At 70.7% G+C, this 15678-nt stretch carries 14 protein-coding genes and 1 pseudogene; 11 read left to right on the top strand and 4 right to left on the bottom strand.

Annotated elements, in window-relative coordinates; all coding sequences use genetic code 11:
* The first annotated feature begins 198 nt into the window (after window positions 1–198).
* Complete coding sequence (locus ABH925_RS30360) at window positions 199–2154, top strand: glycoside hydrolase family 5 protein (RefSeq protein ID WP_370153116.1); 1956 nt, start codon at window positions 199–201, stop codon at window positions 2152–2154.
* A 154-nt stretch (window positions 2155–2308) separates the two neighbouring features.
* Entirely contained in the window at window positions 2309–4165 is a 1857-nt protein-coding gene (locus ABH925_RS30355; protein ID WP_370153114.1) for a SpoIIE family protein phosphatase, read from the top strand.
* A gap of 119 nt (window positions 4166–4284) precedes the next feature.
* On the opposite strand, the gene ABH925_RS30350 is transcribed toward ABH925_RS30355, so the two are convergent.
* Window positions 4285–4776, bottom strand: coding sequence for an Lrp/AsnC family transcriptional regulator (locus ABH925_RS30350; RefSeq protein ID WP_370153112.1), 492 nt, complete (start codon window positions 4774–4776; stop codon window positions 4285–4287).
* 187 nt (window positions 4777–4963) lie between these two features.
* Here ABH925_RS30350 and ABH925_RS30345 point away from each other — a divergent pair, with 187 nt between their 5' ends.
* Window positions 4964–6688 (top strand): histidine decarboxylase, encoded by a 1725-nt coding sequence (locus ABH925_RS30345; protein WP_370153110.1) that lies wholly within the window; start codon window positions 4964–4966, stop codon window positions 6686–6688.
* A gap of 109 nt (window positions 6689–6797) precedes the next feature.
* Here the strand turns inward: ABH925_RS30345 and ABH925_RS30340 are convergent, their stop codons facing one another.
* Both ABH925_RS30340 and ABH925_RS30335 read right to left on the bottom strand, forming a co-directional pair.
* Window positions 6798–7577 (bottom strand): hypothetical protein, encoded by a 780-nt coding sequence (locus tag ABH925_RS30340; protein WP_370153108.1) that lies wholly within the window; start codon window positions 7575–7577, stop codon window positions 6798–6800.
* Window positions 7574–7873 (bottom strand): PadR family transcriptional regulator, encoded by a 300-nt coding sequence (locus ABH925_RS30335; RefSeq protein WP_370153106.1) that lies wholly within the window; start codon window positions 7871–7873, stop codon window positions 7574–7576. Before ABH925_RS30335 ends, ABH925_RS30340 begins: the two co-directional genes overlap by 4 nt.
* A 162-nt stretch (window positions 7874–8035) precedes the next feature.
* Here ABH925_RS30335 and ABH925_RS30330 point away from each other — a divergent pair, with 162 nt between their 5' ends.
* The 3 genes from ABH925_RS30330 to ABH925_RS30320 all read left to right on the top strand — a co-directional run bounded on the left by ABH925_RS30330 (window position 8036) and on the right by ABH925_RS30320 (window position 10917).
* Window positions 8036–9112 (top strand): hypothetical protein, encoded by a 1077-nt coding sequence (locus tag ABH925_RS30330; RefSeq protein WP_370153104.1) that lies wholly within the window; start codon window positions 8036–8038, stop codon window positions 9110–9112.
* Between the two features lie 33 nt (window positions 9113–9145).
* The gene (gene uppS / locus ABH925_RS30325; protein WP_370153195.1) at window positions 9146–9922 is read left to right on the top strand and encodes a polyprenyl diphosphate synthase; all 777 of its coding nucleotides are present in this window, start codon (window positions 9146–9148) and stop codon (window positions 9920–9922) included.
* A 161-nt stretch (window positions 9923–10083) separates the two neighbouring features.
* Window positions 10084–10917 carry a MerR family transcriptional regulator gene (locus ABH925_RS30320; protein WP_370153102.1) on the top strand — a complete coding sequence of 278 codons (834 nt, stop codon included), beginning with the start codon at window positions 10084–10086 and terminating at the stop codon, window positions 10915–10917.
* Window positions 10918–11007: 90 nt separating this feature from the next.
* Here the strand turns inward: ABH925_RS30320 and ABH925_RS30315 are convergent, their stop codons facing one another.
* On the bottom strand, window positions 11008–11547 hold the full coding sequence (locus ABH925_RS30315) for a hypothetical protein (RefSeq protein WP_370153099.1): 540 nt from the start codon (window positions 11545–11547) through the stop codon (window positions 11008–11010).
* Window positions 11548–11686: 139 nt separating this feature from the next.
* Here ABH925_RS30315 and ABH925_RS30310 point away from each other — a divergent pair, with 139 nt between their 5' ends.
* From ABH925_RS30310 to ABH925_RS30290, 5 genes and pseudogenes are all read left to right on the top strand, one after another.
* Window positions 11687–12139: a MarR family winged helix-turn-helix transcriptional regulator gene (locus ABH925_RS30310; protein ID WP_370153097.1), complete on the top strand. Its 453-nt coding sequence runs from the start codon at window positions 11687–11689 to the stop codon at window positions 12137–12139.
* Between the two features lie 249 nt (window positions 12140–12388).
* Entirely contained in the window at window positions 12389–13336 is a 948-nt protein-coding gene (locus ABH925_RS30305) for an alpha/beta fold hydrolase (protein WP_370153095.1), read from the top strand.
* Between the two features lie 700 nt (window positions 13337–14036).
* The gene (locus ABH925_RS30300) at window positions 14037–14258 is read left to right on the top strand and encodes a type II toxin-antitoxin system VapB family antitoxin (protein WP_370153093.1); all 222 of its coding nucleotides are present in this window, start codon (window positions 14037–14039) and stop codon (window positions 14256–14258) included.
* Window positions 14255–14665 carry a PIN domain-containing protein gene (locus ABH925_RS30295; RefSeq protein ID WP_370153091.1) on the top strand — a complete coding sequence of 137 codons (411 nt, stop codon included), beginning with the start codon at window positions 14255–14257 and terminating at the stop codon, window positions 14663–14665. The genes ABH925_RS30300 and ABH925_RS30295 overlap by 4 nt, the downstream gene beginning before the upstream one ends.
* 400 nt (window positions 14666–15065) lie before the next feature.
* Window positions 15066–15577, top strand: a pseudogene (locus ABH925_RS30290) (tyrosine-type recombinase/integrase); the annotation flags it as partial.
* Window positions 15578–15678 lie beyond the last annotated feature (101 nt).

Genomic DNA, 15678 nt, shown 5'->3' with positions numbered 1-15678 from the left:
CCCCGCCACGATCCGGCAAACGCCACCGCCGAGCGGTGCTACGCAGGACTGGACGCCGCAGCGCGCGGCCGGGTTGTGCGATCACGTTGGATGCTGTCCGCACCCTTGTCAAAAACCGACAGGACCGCCAAGGTTACCGAGGCGTCAGGAGAAGCCAACGCCACGCTCGTGGAATCCCCGTCCGCAGAGGGAGAGAACGTGACACGCAGAAGGCTGCTCCACCGCGCGATCGCGGCGACCGCCGCCGTCGCCGCCCTGCTCCTGGGCACCGTCGCCCAGGCCGCCGGCGCCGGAGCCGCCACCGCGGGCCCCGCGAGGGCCGCGGCCGCCGCCCCGGTGGCCCTGACCGGCGCACAGCTGGCGGCGTCCTGGACCGGACCGCTGAGCACCCGCGGCCGCTACGTCGTCGACGCCAACGGCAATCGCTTCAAGCTCCAGTCCGGCAACTGGGAAGGCGCGCAGGGCACCTGGCTGGGCAGCGGCGCCGTCGACGACCCGGCCCAGAACGAGCACGGAGAGCCCTCGTCCAGCATGCCGCTGGGACTGGACCGGGCCCCGATCGCCGAGATCCTCGCCGGATTCCACTCGCTGGGCATCAACAGCATCCGGCTGCCCTTCTCCAACGCCATGATCCACGACACCACGCCGGCCCCGGACTCCGCCGTCGCCGCCAACCCGCAACTGCGCGGCGACACCCCGCTGCAGGCCTACGACGCCGTGGTGGCCGCGCTCACCGGGGACGGTTTCGCGGTGATCCTCAACAACCACACCACCACCGCGCGGTGGTGCTGCGGCCTGGACGGGAACGAGCGCTGGAACAGCGGCCAGAGCACCCAGCAGTGGGAGGCCGACTGGGTCTTCATGGTCAAGCGCTACGCCGCCAACAAGCGCGTGGTCGGCGCGGACCTGCGCAACGAGGTGCGGCGGGACATCACGGACGACCCCAACTGGGGCTGGGGCGACAGCCACGACGAGAACGCCGCCTTCGAGGAGGCGGGCAACCTGATCCTGCAGGCCGATCCCGACCTGCTGATCATCATGGAGGGCATCAACTGGTACGGCATCCCGCTCAACGGACTGCCGCACGGCCGACCGATGCTGACGCCGGTCCAGAACCTGTCCAACACCCTGATCGAGTCGAACAAACTGGTCTACTCGGCCCACTTCTACGCCTACACCGGCCCTGCCAACAGCGGTGCGACCAGCGGCCTCGGCGTCACCAACGACCCGCGCTACGAGGACTTCACCCCCGCCCAACTGGCCCAGGTGGTCAGCCAGGAGGCGCTCTTCGTGACACAGTCGGGCCAGCACTTCACCGCGCCGGTCTGGGTCAGCGAGTTCGGCGCGGCCGGGCGCGGCTCGACCGACGCCAAGGAGCAGGCCTGGTTCGACTCCTTCACGACCATCCTCGCCTCCAACGACACCGACTTCGCCGTCTGGCCGCTGGTCGGCTGGACCCAGAACGGCGCCCCGCTCGACAACTGGTCGCTGCTCTCCTACGACGCGAACGGCGTCCAGCAGAGCATCGAGGACCCGGGCGACTGGCGCGCCGCCGACTGGAACAAGCTGATCACCGCACCCGCCCTGACCGGCCAGGTCCCGGCGACCCCGCGCTGGAACATGCTCAACCTCGACCACGCCGACTACATCGTCTCCAGCACCATGCTCGCGCTCCCCGACTGGGACTCCGGCGCACGCAAGGGCGCCTGCCCCGACACCGAGCGCCTGACCGGCCTGGGCCGCAGCGACAGCCGCGGGCTGTGCACGGACTCCGGCGCGCCGCAGAAGTCCGGCAGTGCGTACACCGTGGTCACCGATGAGCGCTACGTCACCGAGGGCGACTGGGCCTACGGGTACAACAAGCTGCAGTGCCCGGACAACACCTTCGCCGTCGGCTACAGCGTGCGCGGGAACGCCATGTCCTCGCTGCTCTGCGCGCCGTCGGCCGCGCCGCTGCCGACGACCGGCCGGGACCTCTGGTTCGACCACGGCGACAACCGCCCCAGCAGTGGCGGGTCGACCGCCAGCGACTGGGCGCCCGGGTACTACAAGGGCCAGTGCGCCGACAACGAGTACGTGGCCGGCGTCGCCTACACCTGGAACTGGAACGACGGCGGCGTCCCCGACGCCCTGCTGTGCCGCCCCCTGAGCTGACCCCTCCCGCTGCACCGCCGCACCCCCACTGTGCCCGCGCCTCCGGACCCGCGAAATCCGGAGGCGCGGGCACCACTTCTGCGGAACAGGCGAGCAGGGCGGGCAACACAGAGGCGGTACGAAGAGGATCACGGGACACTACCTAGGTACGGAGGTGGTGTCGGTGGCACGGGTTCCCCTGCTGGCCCTGCACGGGGTCGCCGCACGGTTCGGCGCCGTGCAGGCTCTGTGCGACGTCGACCTGCGGATCGGCGAGGGCGAGGTTGTCGCCCTGGTCGGGGACAACGGCGCCGGCAAGTCCACCCTGGTCAAGACGATCGCCGGGGTGATGCAGCCGGACAGCGGGCTGATCGAGTGGAAGGGCCGGCCGGCCGACCTGCGCAGCCCCCTCGCCGCACAGCGACTGGGCATCGCCACCGTCCACCAGGACCTGTCGCTGTGCGAGAACCTCGACACCGTCGGCAACCTCTTCCTCGGCCGCGAACTCCGCAGGTTCCGTCTCTTCCTCGACGAGGTCGAGATGGAGAAGCGCGCCCGCAGGCTGCTCGGCACCCTGTCCACCTGCATTCCCAACGTGCGCGTCGCCGTCGGCTCACTCACCGGCGACCAGCGCCAGATCGTCGCCATCGCCCGGGCGCTGATCGGCAACCCCGAGCTGCTGGTCCTGGACGAGCCCACCGCGGCCCTCGACGTCGCGCAGACCGGGCTGCTGCTCACCCTCATCTCGCAGCTGCGCGACCAGGGGCTCGGAATCCTCCTGGTCAGCCCCGACCTGGAGAGCGTGCGGGCGATCGCGGACCGGGCCACCGTGCTGCGCCTGGGCCGCGTCGCCGGGACCTTCGACACCAAGTACGCCACCCAGGAACAGGTCACCGCGGCCATCACCGGCAGCCATGCGATGGCCACGACCCTGCAGCAGAGCCTGCTGCCACGCGGGCTGCCGGAGCAGGACGCCCTCGACGTCGCCTACCGTTACCTGCCCGCCCAGGGCGCGGTCGGCGGGGACTGGTTCGACGTCATCCCGCTGCCCGGCGCCCGGGTCGCACTGGTGGTCGGGGACATCGTCGGGCACGGCATGCACGCCGCCGCCACGATGGGGCGCCTGCGTACCGCCGTGCACAACTTCTCCATGCTGGACCTGCCCCCCGACGACCTCCTGGCGCACCTGGACGAACTGGTCGCCCGTATCGACAAGGACGAGTCCGGTGCGGGCGGCGACGCCTCGGTCACCGGGGCGACCTGCCTGTACGCGATCTACGACCCGGTCTCCCGCATCTGCCAGCTGGCCCGCGCGGGCCACCTCCCGCCCGCCCTGGTCCATCCGGAAGGCGCCGTGGAGTACCTGGACCTCCCCGCCGGGCCGCCGCTGGGCCTGGGCGGGCTGCCCTTCGAGTCGGTCCAGCGGCAACTGCCCCAGGGCAGCCAGCTGGTCCTCTACACCGACGGGCTGGTCGAGGACCGCGACCATGACATCGACCACGGGCTCGAACGCCTGCGCAGAGCCCTGACCGGCCCCCACCGCACCCCGCAGGAAACCTGCGACCTGGTGCTCGACGCCCTGCTGCCCGCCCAGCCCAAGGACGACATCGCCCTCCTCGTCGCCCGCACCCGCGCTCTGCCCGACGAGCGGATCGCCCAGTGGGACGTGCCGCACGACCCCGCCGCAGTAGCCGGCTCGCGGGCGAACGCCAGCCTGCAGCTGACCACGTGGGGGCTGGACGACCTGGTGTTCACCACCGAGCTCATCCTCAGCGAGCTGATCACCAATGCCATCCGCTACGCCACCGGCCCCATCCATGTACGCCTGGTCCACGACCGCAGCCTGATCTGCGAGGTCTGGGACACCAGCAGCACCTCCCCCCACCTGCGCTACGCGGCCACCACGGACGAGGGCGGACGCGGTCTCTTCCTCGTCGCCCAGCTCGCCGAGCGCTGGGGCACGCGGTACGCCCCCACCCACAAGATCATCTGGGCCGAACAGCCGCTGCCCGCCCCGCCGGCGCCGGCCTGACCCCTCCCCGGACGGCGGCACGGCCGCGTACCGCGCAGGATGCTCGCATCGTCACGGGCCCGGCGTCACGGTCTGGCCCCCGGGCCCGGCGCCACAGGCCCGGCGTCACAGGCCCGGCGTCACAGGCCTGGGGTCAGGTGCCGGCGGCCGGCGATCTGCTCGAAGATCAGGTTGGTCCGGGTCTGTGCCACCGCCGGATGGGTGGTGAGGTGGTCCACCACGAAGTCGCGCAGGGCGTCGGGGGACGCGAGCGCGACGTGGAGCAGGTAGTCGTCGGATCCGGCCATGTGGAACACCGCCACGACGCCGGGCATGTCGGGGGCCGTGGCGCGGAAGCTCTCGTTCTGTTCCCGGGTGTGGGCCCGGAGCCGGACCGAGATCATCGCCTGCAGCGGCAGTCCGATCGCGGCGGGGGCGATGTCGGCCCGGAACGCGCGGATCACCCCGCGCTCGCGCAGCGCACGCACCCGGGCCAGACAGGTCGAGGGAGCGATGCCCACCGCGTCCGCGAGGGCGTTGTTCGGCGTGCGGGCGTCGTCCGCGAGGATGCGCAGGATCGCCCGGTCCACGTCGTCGATGGGCTCCCGCCGCGCGTGAGAATAATTCGGCACGACACCCAGGATCCCCGCCAGTTCCGATGATTCGCAAGCAGGCGGACCATGATTCCGAATTTTCTGCGGACTCCTTCCCCTTTCGACGTCAGAGGTTCCATCCTGGCTACCGATCGGATCGGCCATCGCCACCCCACCGGCGTTGCCCGGCGGGTCCTCCGACCCAGCGAACCGGGAGTGCAGTGCCATGAGCCGAACCGACACCCTGACCGTTCCCGTCGGCCACGACGAGCCGCCGCGGCCGGGCTTCCGGATACCGCACGTGGACGTGCCGGTCCGCAGACCGCAGGCCCCGGTCGAGGAGCCGGACGTCCACGACTTCGAGCTGCCGGCCGGTGGGGTGGACGAGGAGCAGCGCCTGCGCGCCCTCGACGCCATGAACGCGTACCTGACGAGCAAGCGCCGGTACCTGCTCGGCTACCAGGCCACCCAGGAGATGGGCGGCAGCGCCTTCGACCTCGGCCGCTTCCTGCAGCACAACATCAACAACCTCGGCGACCCGTTCCAGAGCGGCGGCTACAAGCCGAACACCAAGGTCGTCGAGCGCGCGGTCCTCGACTACTACGCCGCCCTGTGGCACGCCGAGCGGCCGTACGACGCGGACGACCCCGAGTCGTACTGGGGGTACGTGCTGTCGATGGGCTCGACCGAGGGCAACATGTACGCGCTCTGGAACGCCAGGGACTACCTGAGCGGCAAGGCGCTGATCCAGTCGCCGACCGGTACGTCCGGCGCCTCGCGGTACGTCCGGGCCCGGTCCGAGCCGGGCAACCCCAACGCCTACCGCCCGGTGGCCTTCTACTCCGAGGACACCCACTACTCGTTCGCCAAGGCGGTGCAGGTGCTGGGCGTGGAGACGTTCCACGCCGTGGGCATGGAGCAGTACCCGGACGAGTGCCCGCTGGCCGGACCCGCGACGGAGCCGCACGGATGGCCCACCGAGGTGCCCTCCCGCAGCGGCCCGTCCGGTCACTCGTGGGACGGCACCGGCGAGATCGACATCGACGCCCTGGCGGTGCTGGTGGAGTTCTTCGCCGCGAAGGGGCACCCGGTCTTCGTCAACCTCAACCTCGGCAGCACCTTCAAGGGCGCCCATGACGACGTCCGGCAGGTCTGCGAGCGCCTGCTGCCGATCTTCGAGGAGCACGGGCTGATCCAGGGCGAGGTGGTGTACGGCAACGACCCCAGCACCGGCGAGCCGCTGGTCGACCGGCGCCGGCGCTTCTGGATCCACGTCGACGGCGCCCTCGGTGCCGGGTACGCGCCCTTCATGCGGTTGGCCGCCGCGGACCCGGCCCGGTTCGGCTGGACGCCCGACACCGGCATCCCGGAGTTCGACTTCGGCGTCACACTGCCGACCGAGGAGTTCGGCGACGTCGACATGGTCTCCTCGATCGCCATGAGCGGCCACAAGTGGCCTGGCGCACCGTGGCCGTGCGGCATCTACATGACGAAGGTCAAATACCAGATCGCGCCGCCGTCCCAGCCGGAGTACATCGGCGCTCCCGACACCACGTTCGCCGGATCCCGCAACGGCTTCTCGCCGCTGGTGCTCTGGGACCACCTGTCCCGGCACTCCTACCAGGACCAGGTCGACCGGATCCGCAGGGCGCAGCAGTTGGCCGCCTACCTGGAGCAGCAACTCCGGCTCCTGGAGCAGGAGAAGGACATCGAGCTGTGGCCGGCCCGCACCCCGGGCGCCATCACGGTGCGGTTCCGCAAGCCCAGCCCCGAGCTGGTGGCGAAGTGGTCGCTGTCCTCGCAGGACGTGCTGCTGGTCCCGGGCGACGAGACCACCCGGCGCAGCTACGTCCACGTCTTCCTGATGTCGTCGGTCGACCGCTCCAAGCTGGACGCCCTGCTGCAGGACCTCGCCCACGACCCCGTCATCCGCACCACCGCCCGCCGGTGACCCTCGGCCGCCCGGCCGCATCCGCGACACCGGCCCAGCACCCGGCAGTCACGGTCCGTCGGCGGCGGCCGGTCGGTCGCGGTCAGTCGGTCGCGGTCGTCGGTGGCGGTCAGTCGGCCGTCACGGACCGGAGGTCGCGCAGGGTGGTCGTCAGGGCCCAGGCCAGCAGCACCAGCGCGGCCCCCGCAGCCACGGCGATGCGGTCGGGGGCCGGGCGGGCGGCCGAAGTGCCGAGGACGATCGATCCGACCAGCACGCTGGTAGCGGTGAGGCTCCACATGCCCGCGAGGAGCCTCCCGGACCGGGGCGCGACGATCACGGTTCCGCCGAGGCCGGCGAAGATCCGGCTGAGCTGGACGGCCCCGACGGCGAGGACGGTCCACCAGTAGGCGACCACGAGTCCGTGCCAGGGAGCCGCCGCCACCTCGCGCGGAGCGAGGTGCATCGCGGCCACCAGGCCCGCCACGAGCACAGCCGGGCCGCCCAGCCGACGGACCGCCCGGGCCAGCAGGACCGTGACGGCCGCTCGCGTCGGCCTGGGCAACGGCGCGACCAGTGCGAGGCCGAGCAGGAGCAGGACGGTGCAGGCCTTCCCCGTCCATCCGCCGCCGGGGGCCGAGCTGAGCGGGACGCCCTGTTCACCGGCGACGTAGCCGAACAGGCCGGCGAGCACGGCGACGGTGATGGCCAGTGCCGCCGCCCGTTCGCGGCGCTGGGCGCGGGACTCGGCGGGCCAGACCGCCGGGTGCAGCCACATGTCCGCGATGCCCGCCAGCAGGTTGGGCCAGGCACGCCACCCGGCCGCCTGGGCCTCTTCCACCAGAGCGGCCCCCCAGCGGTCCCGGAACGCGGCGGGGTACAGCCTGACCAGGCCACGATGAAGCCTCACGCCGGGTTCACCCCCAGGCTGCGCAGCCCCGCCGTGGCGACCCTGGCCATGGACCGCAGCTCCTGCTCCAGTACCTGACGGCCCTGGGGAGTCAGCCGGACCGGCCGTTGCCGGCCCTGCTCCTCGGCCGGTTCGATCAGCTGCTTGGCCTCCAGCCGGGCCAGCGCCCCGTACAGGCTCCCGGGCCCCAGCCGTTCACCGACCAGTTCCTCGATCGCCGCGTTGATGGCATAGCCGTGCAGCGGCCCGTCGGCCAGCACGCAGAGCACCAGCGTCTGGGCGTCGTTCGCCTGCATCCCGACTCACTCCTTCCCCGGATCCACCGCCTCACCCTACTACGCGACAAGTAGTACGCGGTGTGTACTATTCCGCCATGCCGAAGAACGAAACCGCCGCGGCCGCCAGTGACTTGACGAAGCGTCTCGGAATCGTCCGCCGCGATGTCAGGAGCTAGCGTCATGGCCGAACAGCAGCCGGGGCTCCTCCCCGCAGACCATCCCGCCCGGCCGTCCGCCGCCCTGGCGCTGCGGTTCTCCCTCGCCACCGCCGTCGTCTTCACGGTGTTCGCCTACGTCACGACCCAGCTGCACGCGGTACGCGCCGGCAGTCCCTGGCAGGACGATCCGTACGACGCCGTGGTGTCGTTCACCCTGTTCCTGGTGCCGGCGCTGGCCGGGCTGACAGCGGTACGGGCGGTCCTGTACCGGCGTCGTGGGCCACAGCCGGTGTACCGGGTCGATCAGTTGCTACGAGCCGCGGTCCTCGCCACCTCGCTGGTCGCGGCGACGGTGCTCACCGACTGGGCGGCGGTGGCCGTGCGAGCGGACCGCGGGCTCTGGAACGACGGCACGCCATGGCTGATCACGGCGCTGATCCCGGTCACCGCGGCGGCCGTTGCGGGGTTGACGCTGGAGCGACGGGCGTTCCGCCGCCTGCCGTCCACGGACCGTCACCGGCCCGACGGCCACCGGCCCGCCAGTCACCGGCCCGACGGCGACTGGCTCGACGACCTGGCGCTCGCGGTGGACGCGCTGACGGCGCGTCTGCCGGACCCGATTCGCCGGTCGGCCTCGCTGCTCGACAGCCGGGCCGCGGCCGGGTTCGCGCGTACCCACATCGTCGCCCTTGCCGCGACAGCCAGTCTCTCGGCCGGTCTCGCGCTGGCCGGCGGGCAGGCGGTCGGCGAAGGCTGGCCGGGCCCACTCCTGTTCCTCATCGAAATGTCGGTCCACGCGGGCGGATTCTTCGCCTTCTGCATGCTCTGCAACGCCGTCCTGCGGATCGCCGTCCCCCGCTCCGTCGACGGCCCGAGCCCCGGCACCCCCAGCCGACGTCGCGCGACACGCCACGCCATCACCGCGGCAGCACTCGCCATCCCGCTGTCGGGAGCCCTGCGCGACCCCGTCCGGTCGCTGATCGGCCAGGGCGACCGGACCGACTCAGCCACCCAACTGGCCTGGCTCGTCCTCGCCGGCGCCCTGCTGACCGGCACCCTCACGTTCGCCGTCTCCATCGCCCGCCGACGACAGGACTGAACAGTGCCGATCACCACACTGCCGATCACCACCGTGCCGATCACCGACGTCCTCTACGCCCTGTACGCCCGCCGGCTGCGCCGCCAGGTCAAGGACGGGCCACTGCCCGAGCACGTCGGACTCATCATGGACGGCAACCGGCGCTGGGCCCGGCAGATGGGTATGGCCAGCCCCAGCCTCGGCCACAAGTACGGCGCCGAGCACGTCGACGACCTGCTGTCCTGGTGCGAGACGCTGGGGATCAAGCACGTCACGGTCTTCGTCTGCTCCACCGAGAACCTCCGGCGCCGGGACGACGGCGAAGTGGCCTTCCTCATGCAGCTGATCGAGCAGGTCGTGCTCACCAGACTCGCCCGGACGGACGCCCGCTGGCAGGTGCACCTCGCCGGCACGCCCGACCTCCTCCCCGACACCACCGCCCACGCCCTGAAACGCGCGGTGGAGGCGACCCGCGACTGCGGCGCGGGAGCCCATGTCACCCTCGCCGTCGGGTACGGCGGCCGGGAGGAGGTCATCGACGCCATGCGCGCGCTGATCGCCGAACACGCCGACGCGGGGCGGTCGCTGGCCGACCTGGCCGCAGGCCTGACCGTGGACGACGTCACCCGGCACCTGTACACCGCGGGCCGGCCCGACCCCGACCTGGTCATCCGCACCAGCGGCGAGCAACGGCTGTCCAACTTCCTCCTCTGGCAGAGCGCCTATGCCGAGCTCTACTTCTGCGAGGCGTACTGGCCGGCCTTCCGCGAGATCGACTTCCTCCGCGCGCTGCGCAGCTTCGGCGCCCGCGAGCGCCGCTACGGAAAGTGAGGGCCCCACCCCGCCGCCATCGAGCTGTTGCGTCCCCGGCCAGGTTTCCGCGGGCCGGTAGTTGTTGCTTGACCTCGCCCCAGAGGCAAGCCCGAGGCTCTAGCCAGAGCCGGGCGAGAGGCGCGCGACTCGTACCGAACCGGAACAGGACACCATTCCGTATGCCTGATGACCTGCTGCTGTCCAGCGCCGAGTTCGCCCGTCGTTCGCGGCTGTCGGCAAAGGCGCTGCGGCTGTACGAACAGCAGGGCCTGCTGGTGCCCGATGAGGTCGACGAGGCCAACCGCTACCGCCGCTACCGGACCCACCGGCTGGCCGACGCGCGGCTGATCGTATGGCTGCGCCGGCTCGACATGCCGCTGGCCGACGTAGCCCAGGTCCTGGCGGCCCCGGCCGCCGACCGCGCCGATCTGGTCGCCGCCTACTGGGAAGCGGTAGAGGCAAGGTTCGCCGCCCAGCGGCACCTCGCGGCACACGTACGGGAGCTGGTATCCGACCACGAAGAAAGAGGCATCGCCATGACAGGCACCGTCCACACTCGCCAGATCCCCGCCCAACTGGTCCTCACCGAGCAGCGCCACGTCACCCCCGAGGAGCTGCCTGCCTGGATCGCCGCTGCGATGGAGCGGCTGCACCGGGCCGCCGCCCCCGCCGGCGGCCCGGCCGCCCCGGCCTTCGTCGTCTACCACGGCGAGGTCAACCACGACAGCGACGGCCCGGTCGAGGTCTGCGTCCCCGTGGACCCCACCGCAGCAGCCGCAGCCGGCCAACTGGCCGCCCCCACCCGCGAAGAGGCCGCCCACCGCGAGGCCTACGTCCGCATCACCAAGGCCCAGGTCGCGTTCCCACAGATCCTGTCCGCCTTCGAGACCGTCACCCGCTGGATGAAGGACCAGGACACGCCCGCCTCAGCCGCCCCCCGCGAGGTCTACTTCACCGACTGGATGACCGCAGGACCCGACGACGAGGTCTGCGACGTCGCCTACCCGATCTGATCGGACACAGGCAGCCGGGCCCCGGCGTGCGAAGCAGATGGCGGCGCCCCGGTCCGAAGCGGTCCGGGGCGTTGCCGTCGGTCAGGGTGATCAGCGGGCGAGGCGCCGGGCGACACGGACGCCACCGAGGTTGATCGTGGCGTGGGCGGAGCGGGCGCGGACCACGACGCCGACGGTACGGACGGTGATCATCGTGAGGACCATCAGGACGAAGGCGGTGCCGTAGGTGGCGGCGGGGACGTGGTGGGCCATCGAGAAGCTCGCGAGCTGGTGGGTGAACCAGTGGGTCGAGCCGTAGGCGAAGCCGAGGCGCAGCGCGAGGGCGGCCGTCCACACCGCGGCATAGGGCCAGCCGGAGACGGTGACCAGGCGGTGGTCGCTCTCGTCGCGGCGGACCTTGATCAGCGCGATCGAGGCGAGGCCGAAGAGCAGGCCCGCGGCGACACCCGCCACCTCCAGCAGGTGCGGCATCGAGCCGCCGGGCATGGCCCGCAGGTACTTCGCACCGACGCCGGCGACGATCGCGACCGGCAGCAGCAGGCGCTTGGCGTCGGGACGGCGGGTGCCGAGCTGGGTGACCAGGATCGCGACGAAAAGGCCGGTGTAGAGCAGGTAGTCGCTGACGCTCATGGTGTCCTCCGAGGCGGGCTGCGGGGTGGATCCGGGGGCCGATTGCCCTTACATCTCCAACGATGCATCTCATAGGATGCATCTGTCAAGATGCATTTAGATGGATGCATCGACTGGGATGTATCTTGAGGAGATGGAGATGAGCGACCTCTACCAGCTCGGCCGCCGCCTGGCCGAGATCGCCCTGGCCGACATGGGCGCCGACGAGCTCGACCTCGCCCCCGGCGAGTTCCTCGTCCTGCAGGACCTGACCCTGAACGGGCGCAGCAGCGTCTCGGACATCACCAAGCGGACCGGCCTGGCCCAGAGCCGGGTCTCGACCGGCGTCCGCGCGCTCACCACCCGCGGCTGGACGCGCACCGAGGCCGACCCCAACGACGGCCGCCGTACCCTTGTCGACCTCACCCCCGAGATCCGCGCCGCCGCCGCCGCACGCCGCGCCGCACGCGCGGACGACAACCTGCGCACCACCCTCACCGACGCCGGTGCCAACCCCAGCGAACTCCCCACCCTCACTGCCGGCCTGACCCGCCTGCACCAACTCCTGGTACGCGACCAGTCCCCGCGACGCTTCCCCAACCCGACGGGCTGAACGACCGGCGAACGACCCATACGCACTACCGCATCTCACGAGCCCGCGATCGCAGGCAGGGCCAACAGCGGGTGGTCGGCACCGTCGAGGTAGGGCAAACCCCCGCCTGACAACGGGGGTGTACACCGTCGCGGCCAGGCGCGGCCATGGCGAGGCTTGGAGATGCCAGAACACCCCCGACTCGCCAGTGGACAGCCGACCGTAGCTCACATCCGGCCCGGTCAGCGCTCCCTGACGGAAGGACTCCTCGTGTCCCCGCTCATTCCCCGGCGCCGACGGTCGCAGTGCACGGCACTCGCCCTGGCCGCAGCCACCCTCACGACCGGCGGCCTCACCGCCTGCGCCGCAGTCGCGGCCAATGGACGCCCAGCAGCAGTCGCAGCCGGAGCCGGCACATCCGCGTCCACGTCCGCGTATGCGTCCGCAGGAGCCTCCGCGCAGCCCTCGCTGCACATGATCACCAACAAGGGCCACAAGCTGGCGTTCTACGTCACACCCGGCCACCTCCCGGCCATCGTGCTCGACGCCGGCGGAGGACTCGACGCGTCGTACTGGAAGAAGGTCGCCCCCGCCCTGGCCAAGGACACCGGATCCGAGGTCATCACCTACGACCGCGCCGGAGAGGGCCGCAGCGACGACGTCCCCGGCCCCTGGAAGGCGCAGGACGCCGCCGGCGACCTCGCGGTCGGACTGACCCAGCTCGGGGTCACGAAGAACGCGGTCCTGGTCTCCCACTCGCTCGCCGGTGAGATCGCGACCTACTTCGTCCGCCAGCACCCGGATTGGGTCGCCGGTGCGGTCCTGGTGGACGCCAGCCTCCCGCAGTTCTTCACCGACAGCGAGACCGCCAAGCTCGTCGCCGCGAACCAGCAGCAGATCGCCGCGCTCAAGGCGGCACCACAGACCCGGGCGACCCGCCAGCTACTCGCTGAAGCAGCCAACTACGGCCCCGTACACCTCGCCTACCACAAGCTCTCCTGGCCCCAGACCGTCCCGGCCACCGTGATCGTGTCCTCCCAGACCCCCTTCCCGACACCCGACGACGCACAGCTGTGGCGGCAAGCCCAACAGGAGTTCGCCGGCGCCGCACCCAACAGGAACCTCGTCGTGGCCCAGCACAGCTCACACGACATCCCCGTCGACCGCCCCGACGTAGTCATCAACGCCGTCCAGGCGATGGTGAACCAGGTCCGATAGGAGCACCACACGTCCGTCGCGAGTAGAGGCGAGGATTCTCGTACTCGTGATGCCGTGCCAGCAGACCGACCGGGCATCGTCGTCCTCGACGAGGTCCCCTGGCTGGTCGAGCATGACCGCGAATTTGAGCGCCGAGCTTGCGGTCCTTCATCCGGATCAGATCGGTGTGCGAGTTCAGCATCCCGATCAGGTTCGGAGTCGACGCCCCGTGCGGTGTCCAGCCGCAGCAGCAACTCGGCATCGTCCGCGTTCAGTTCTGCTGCCGGGGCGGCCGTGCGGACGAGTGCCTCGGGCGCGCACTGGTAGATCTCGCAGAGCAGCGGGAGGTACAAGTCGTCCGGGGCGGTGTGGCCGTTCTCCCATGCGGCGATGCGACAGCTGATGCTCTCGTCCTTGGGCAGCTTGTAGCCGTGACGCTGAGCCGCCGGGCAGCGGACAGATGCCGATCATAGGCACGCGGCCGTCGCACCGCGCGACTGCGGCCGCCGCCCGAAACGGGGAGGTATCTCCCTTGGGGAAGCCCAGCAGGCCCACATCCTCCCTCCCCAAATCCGCCCCTGAGCAGATCCCCGGAGCCGCAGAAGGGCGGGCCCTTCGATGGCGGCCTCGGAGCTTGCCACTCAGGTTGACACTCACAATCGCCATGTTGGTCAAGTACAGTGGGATGTACATAACCAACATGTGCAATGGGAGGTGTTGGATGTCCGTGACCCAGATCGACATCGACGAAGAAGCACTGGAACGAGCGATGTCCCTCGCCGGCGTGCGCACTAAGAAGGAGGCGGTGAACCTCGCCCTGCGCTTCTACGCTGAGCAGCAGGAACGCGCGGCCCGCATCAGTCGGCACTTCGAGCGAGCGCAGCGCTGGGGGGCTGTAGATCATGCTGAGCGCATGCACCAGGCAGAGAAGGATGCCCGGTGATCTACCTGCTCGACACCTCGGCGCTCTTCCGGCTCCTACGCGACCCTAAGCTTCAGTCAGTCTGGTACGACGCGATCGACGCAGGATCGATCGCGTCGTGCTATCCGCAGCGCGCCGAGTTCCTCTACAGCGCCCGAGACGGTCGCGAGTACAACGAGATCTCTGAGATGTTCGCCGACCTCTATCCGGATGTCTCCGCACCGAAGAGCGCCGGCCGATGGATCGACACCGTCCAGCACCGCTTGGCCCTCGCGGGCCAGCATCGGAGCGCCTCAGCCGTCGACCTCATGATTGCGGCGACAGCCGCCCACCACGGACTCACCGTGCTCCACGATGACGCGGACTACCGCACCGTGGCACGCCATGCCCCGGATCTCAGCGAGCACAGCATCCTCGACCACACCTGAGCCTGCTTCTCACTCAGCACCGGTACCGGTTATCCGTCGCGCATCTCCCACAGGGCCATGACCGAGCCGTCCGCGTCCATCGACGCGGGGCCCGTCGTCCCGCTGCGGCTTCCTCGTACTCCGAGAGGGCCATCCACTGTGCGCGGTTTCCGGCCGGCACTTGGCAGCACATCAAACAGCCCCAGCGTTCAGCGATTCCGCGTACGGCTCCTTACTGCCCGCGCAGCTGTCCGCTTCAGAGCGGGGCGCAGGCAGAGCACACACCCGAACGATTGGAGTGCGCCCAGTCGTGTCATCCCACGGCCGTGATGCGCTCAGCGGATCCAGCCAGAGCACCGTCGCGGAACATCCCGGCGATATCCGTCTCCAGGGTCGTGCGAATGTCGGGCCCGAGGCGACCCTCGGCCTGCACTGGGCGGACATCGACTTCGACGCCCGCACCCTGACGGTCCGCCCCCAGCTCCAGCGCATCGACGGTGAGCTCTACCAGGACAGTCCGAAGTCACGGCGGGCACGGGTGATCCCGCTACCCGCGATGTGCATCGCGCCGCTTCGCTGGCAGGGCTCCGCCAGGCCGAGCTGCGTCGGCAGGCTGAGGCGGACTGGCAGGACTCCGACCGCGTCTTCACCACCCGCTCCGGTCGGCCCATCGAGCCGCGCAACCTGACCCGCTCGTTCCAGCGGATCAGTGCGGACGAAGCCCTGCCGCCGATCCGACTGCACGACACCCGACACGGGTGCGCGACGTTACTGATCGCCGCCGGCGTGCCCATGCGCGTCGTCATGGAGATCCTGGGGCACTCCCAGATCGCGGTGACCATGAACGTATACGCGCACGTCGCGAGCGACACGCAGCGCCAGGCCATGGGGCACATGGACCGGCTGCTGAAGAGGCGTCGCCGCCCGCGTTGATGTCAACCGCTGATGTCAGAAGCCCCGGAGCTTGATCTCTCCGGGGCTTCTGGTTGTCGTTCTGGCTGGTCAAGCAGAGAGCCCCCTGTCGGGTTCGAACC

Origin of the sequence: Streptacidiphilus sp. EB129 (assembly GCF_041262645.1) — a bacterium.
Lineage (GTDB): Bacteria > Actinomycetota > Actinomycetes > Streptomycetales > Streptomycetaceae > Streptacidiphilus.
Note: the sequence above shows the minus strand (reverse complement) of the source record. Positions and strands in the feature narration are given on the sequence as shown.

Coding starts and splice junctions, on each gene's coding strand:
- ABH925_RS30345 (WP_370153110.1), top strand. CDS start 4,964: ATGAGCCGAACCGACACCCTGACCGTTCCCGTCGGCCACGACGAGCCG.
- ABH925_RS30335 (WP_370153106.1), bottom strand. CDS start 7,873: ATGCAGGCGAACGACGCCCAGACGCTGGTGCTCTGCGTGCTGGCCGAC.
- ABH925_RS30330 (WP_370153104.1), top strand. CDS start 8,036: ATGGCCGAACAGCAGCCGGGGCTCCTCCCCGCAGACCATCCCGCCCGG.
- ABH925_RS30320 (WP_370153102.1), top strand. CDS start 10,084: ATGCCTGATGACCTGCTGCTGTCCAGCGCCGAGTTCGCCCGTCGTTCG.
- ABH925_RS30315 (WP_370153099.1), bottom strand. CDS start 11,547: ATGAGCGTCAGCGACTACCTGCTCTACACCGGCCTTTTCGTCGCGATC.
- ABH925_RS30310 (WP_370153097.1), top strand. CDS start 11,687: ATGAGCGACCTCTACCAGCTCGGCCGCCGCCTGGCCGAGATCGCCCTG.
- ABH925_RS30300 (WP_370153093.1), top strand. CDS start 14,037: ATGTCCGTGACCCAGATCGACATCGACGAAGAAGCACTGGAACGAGCG.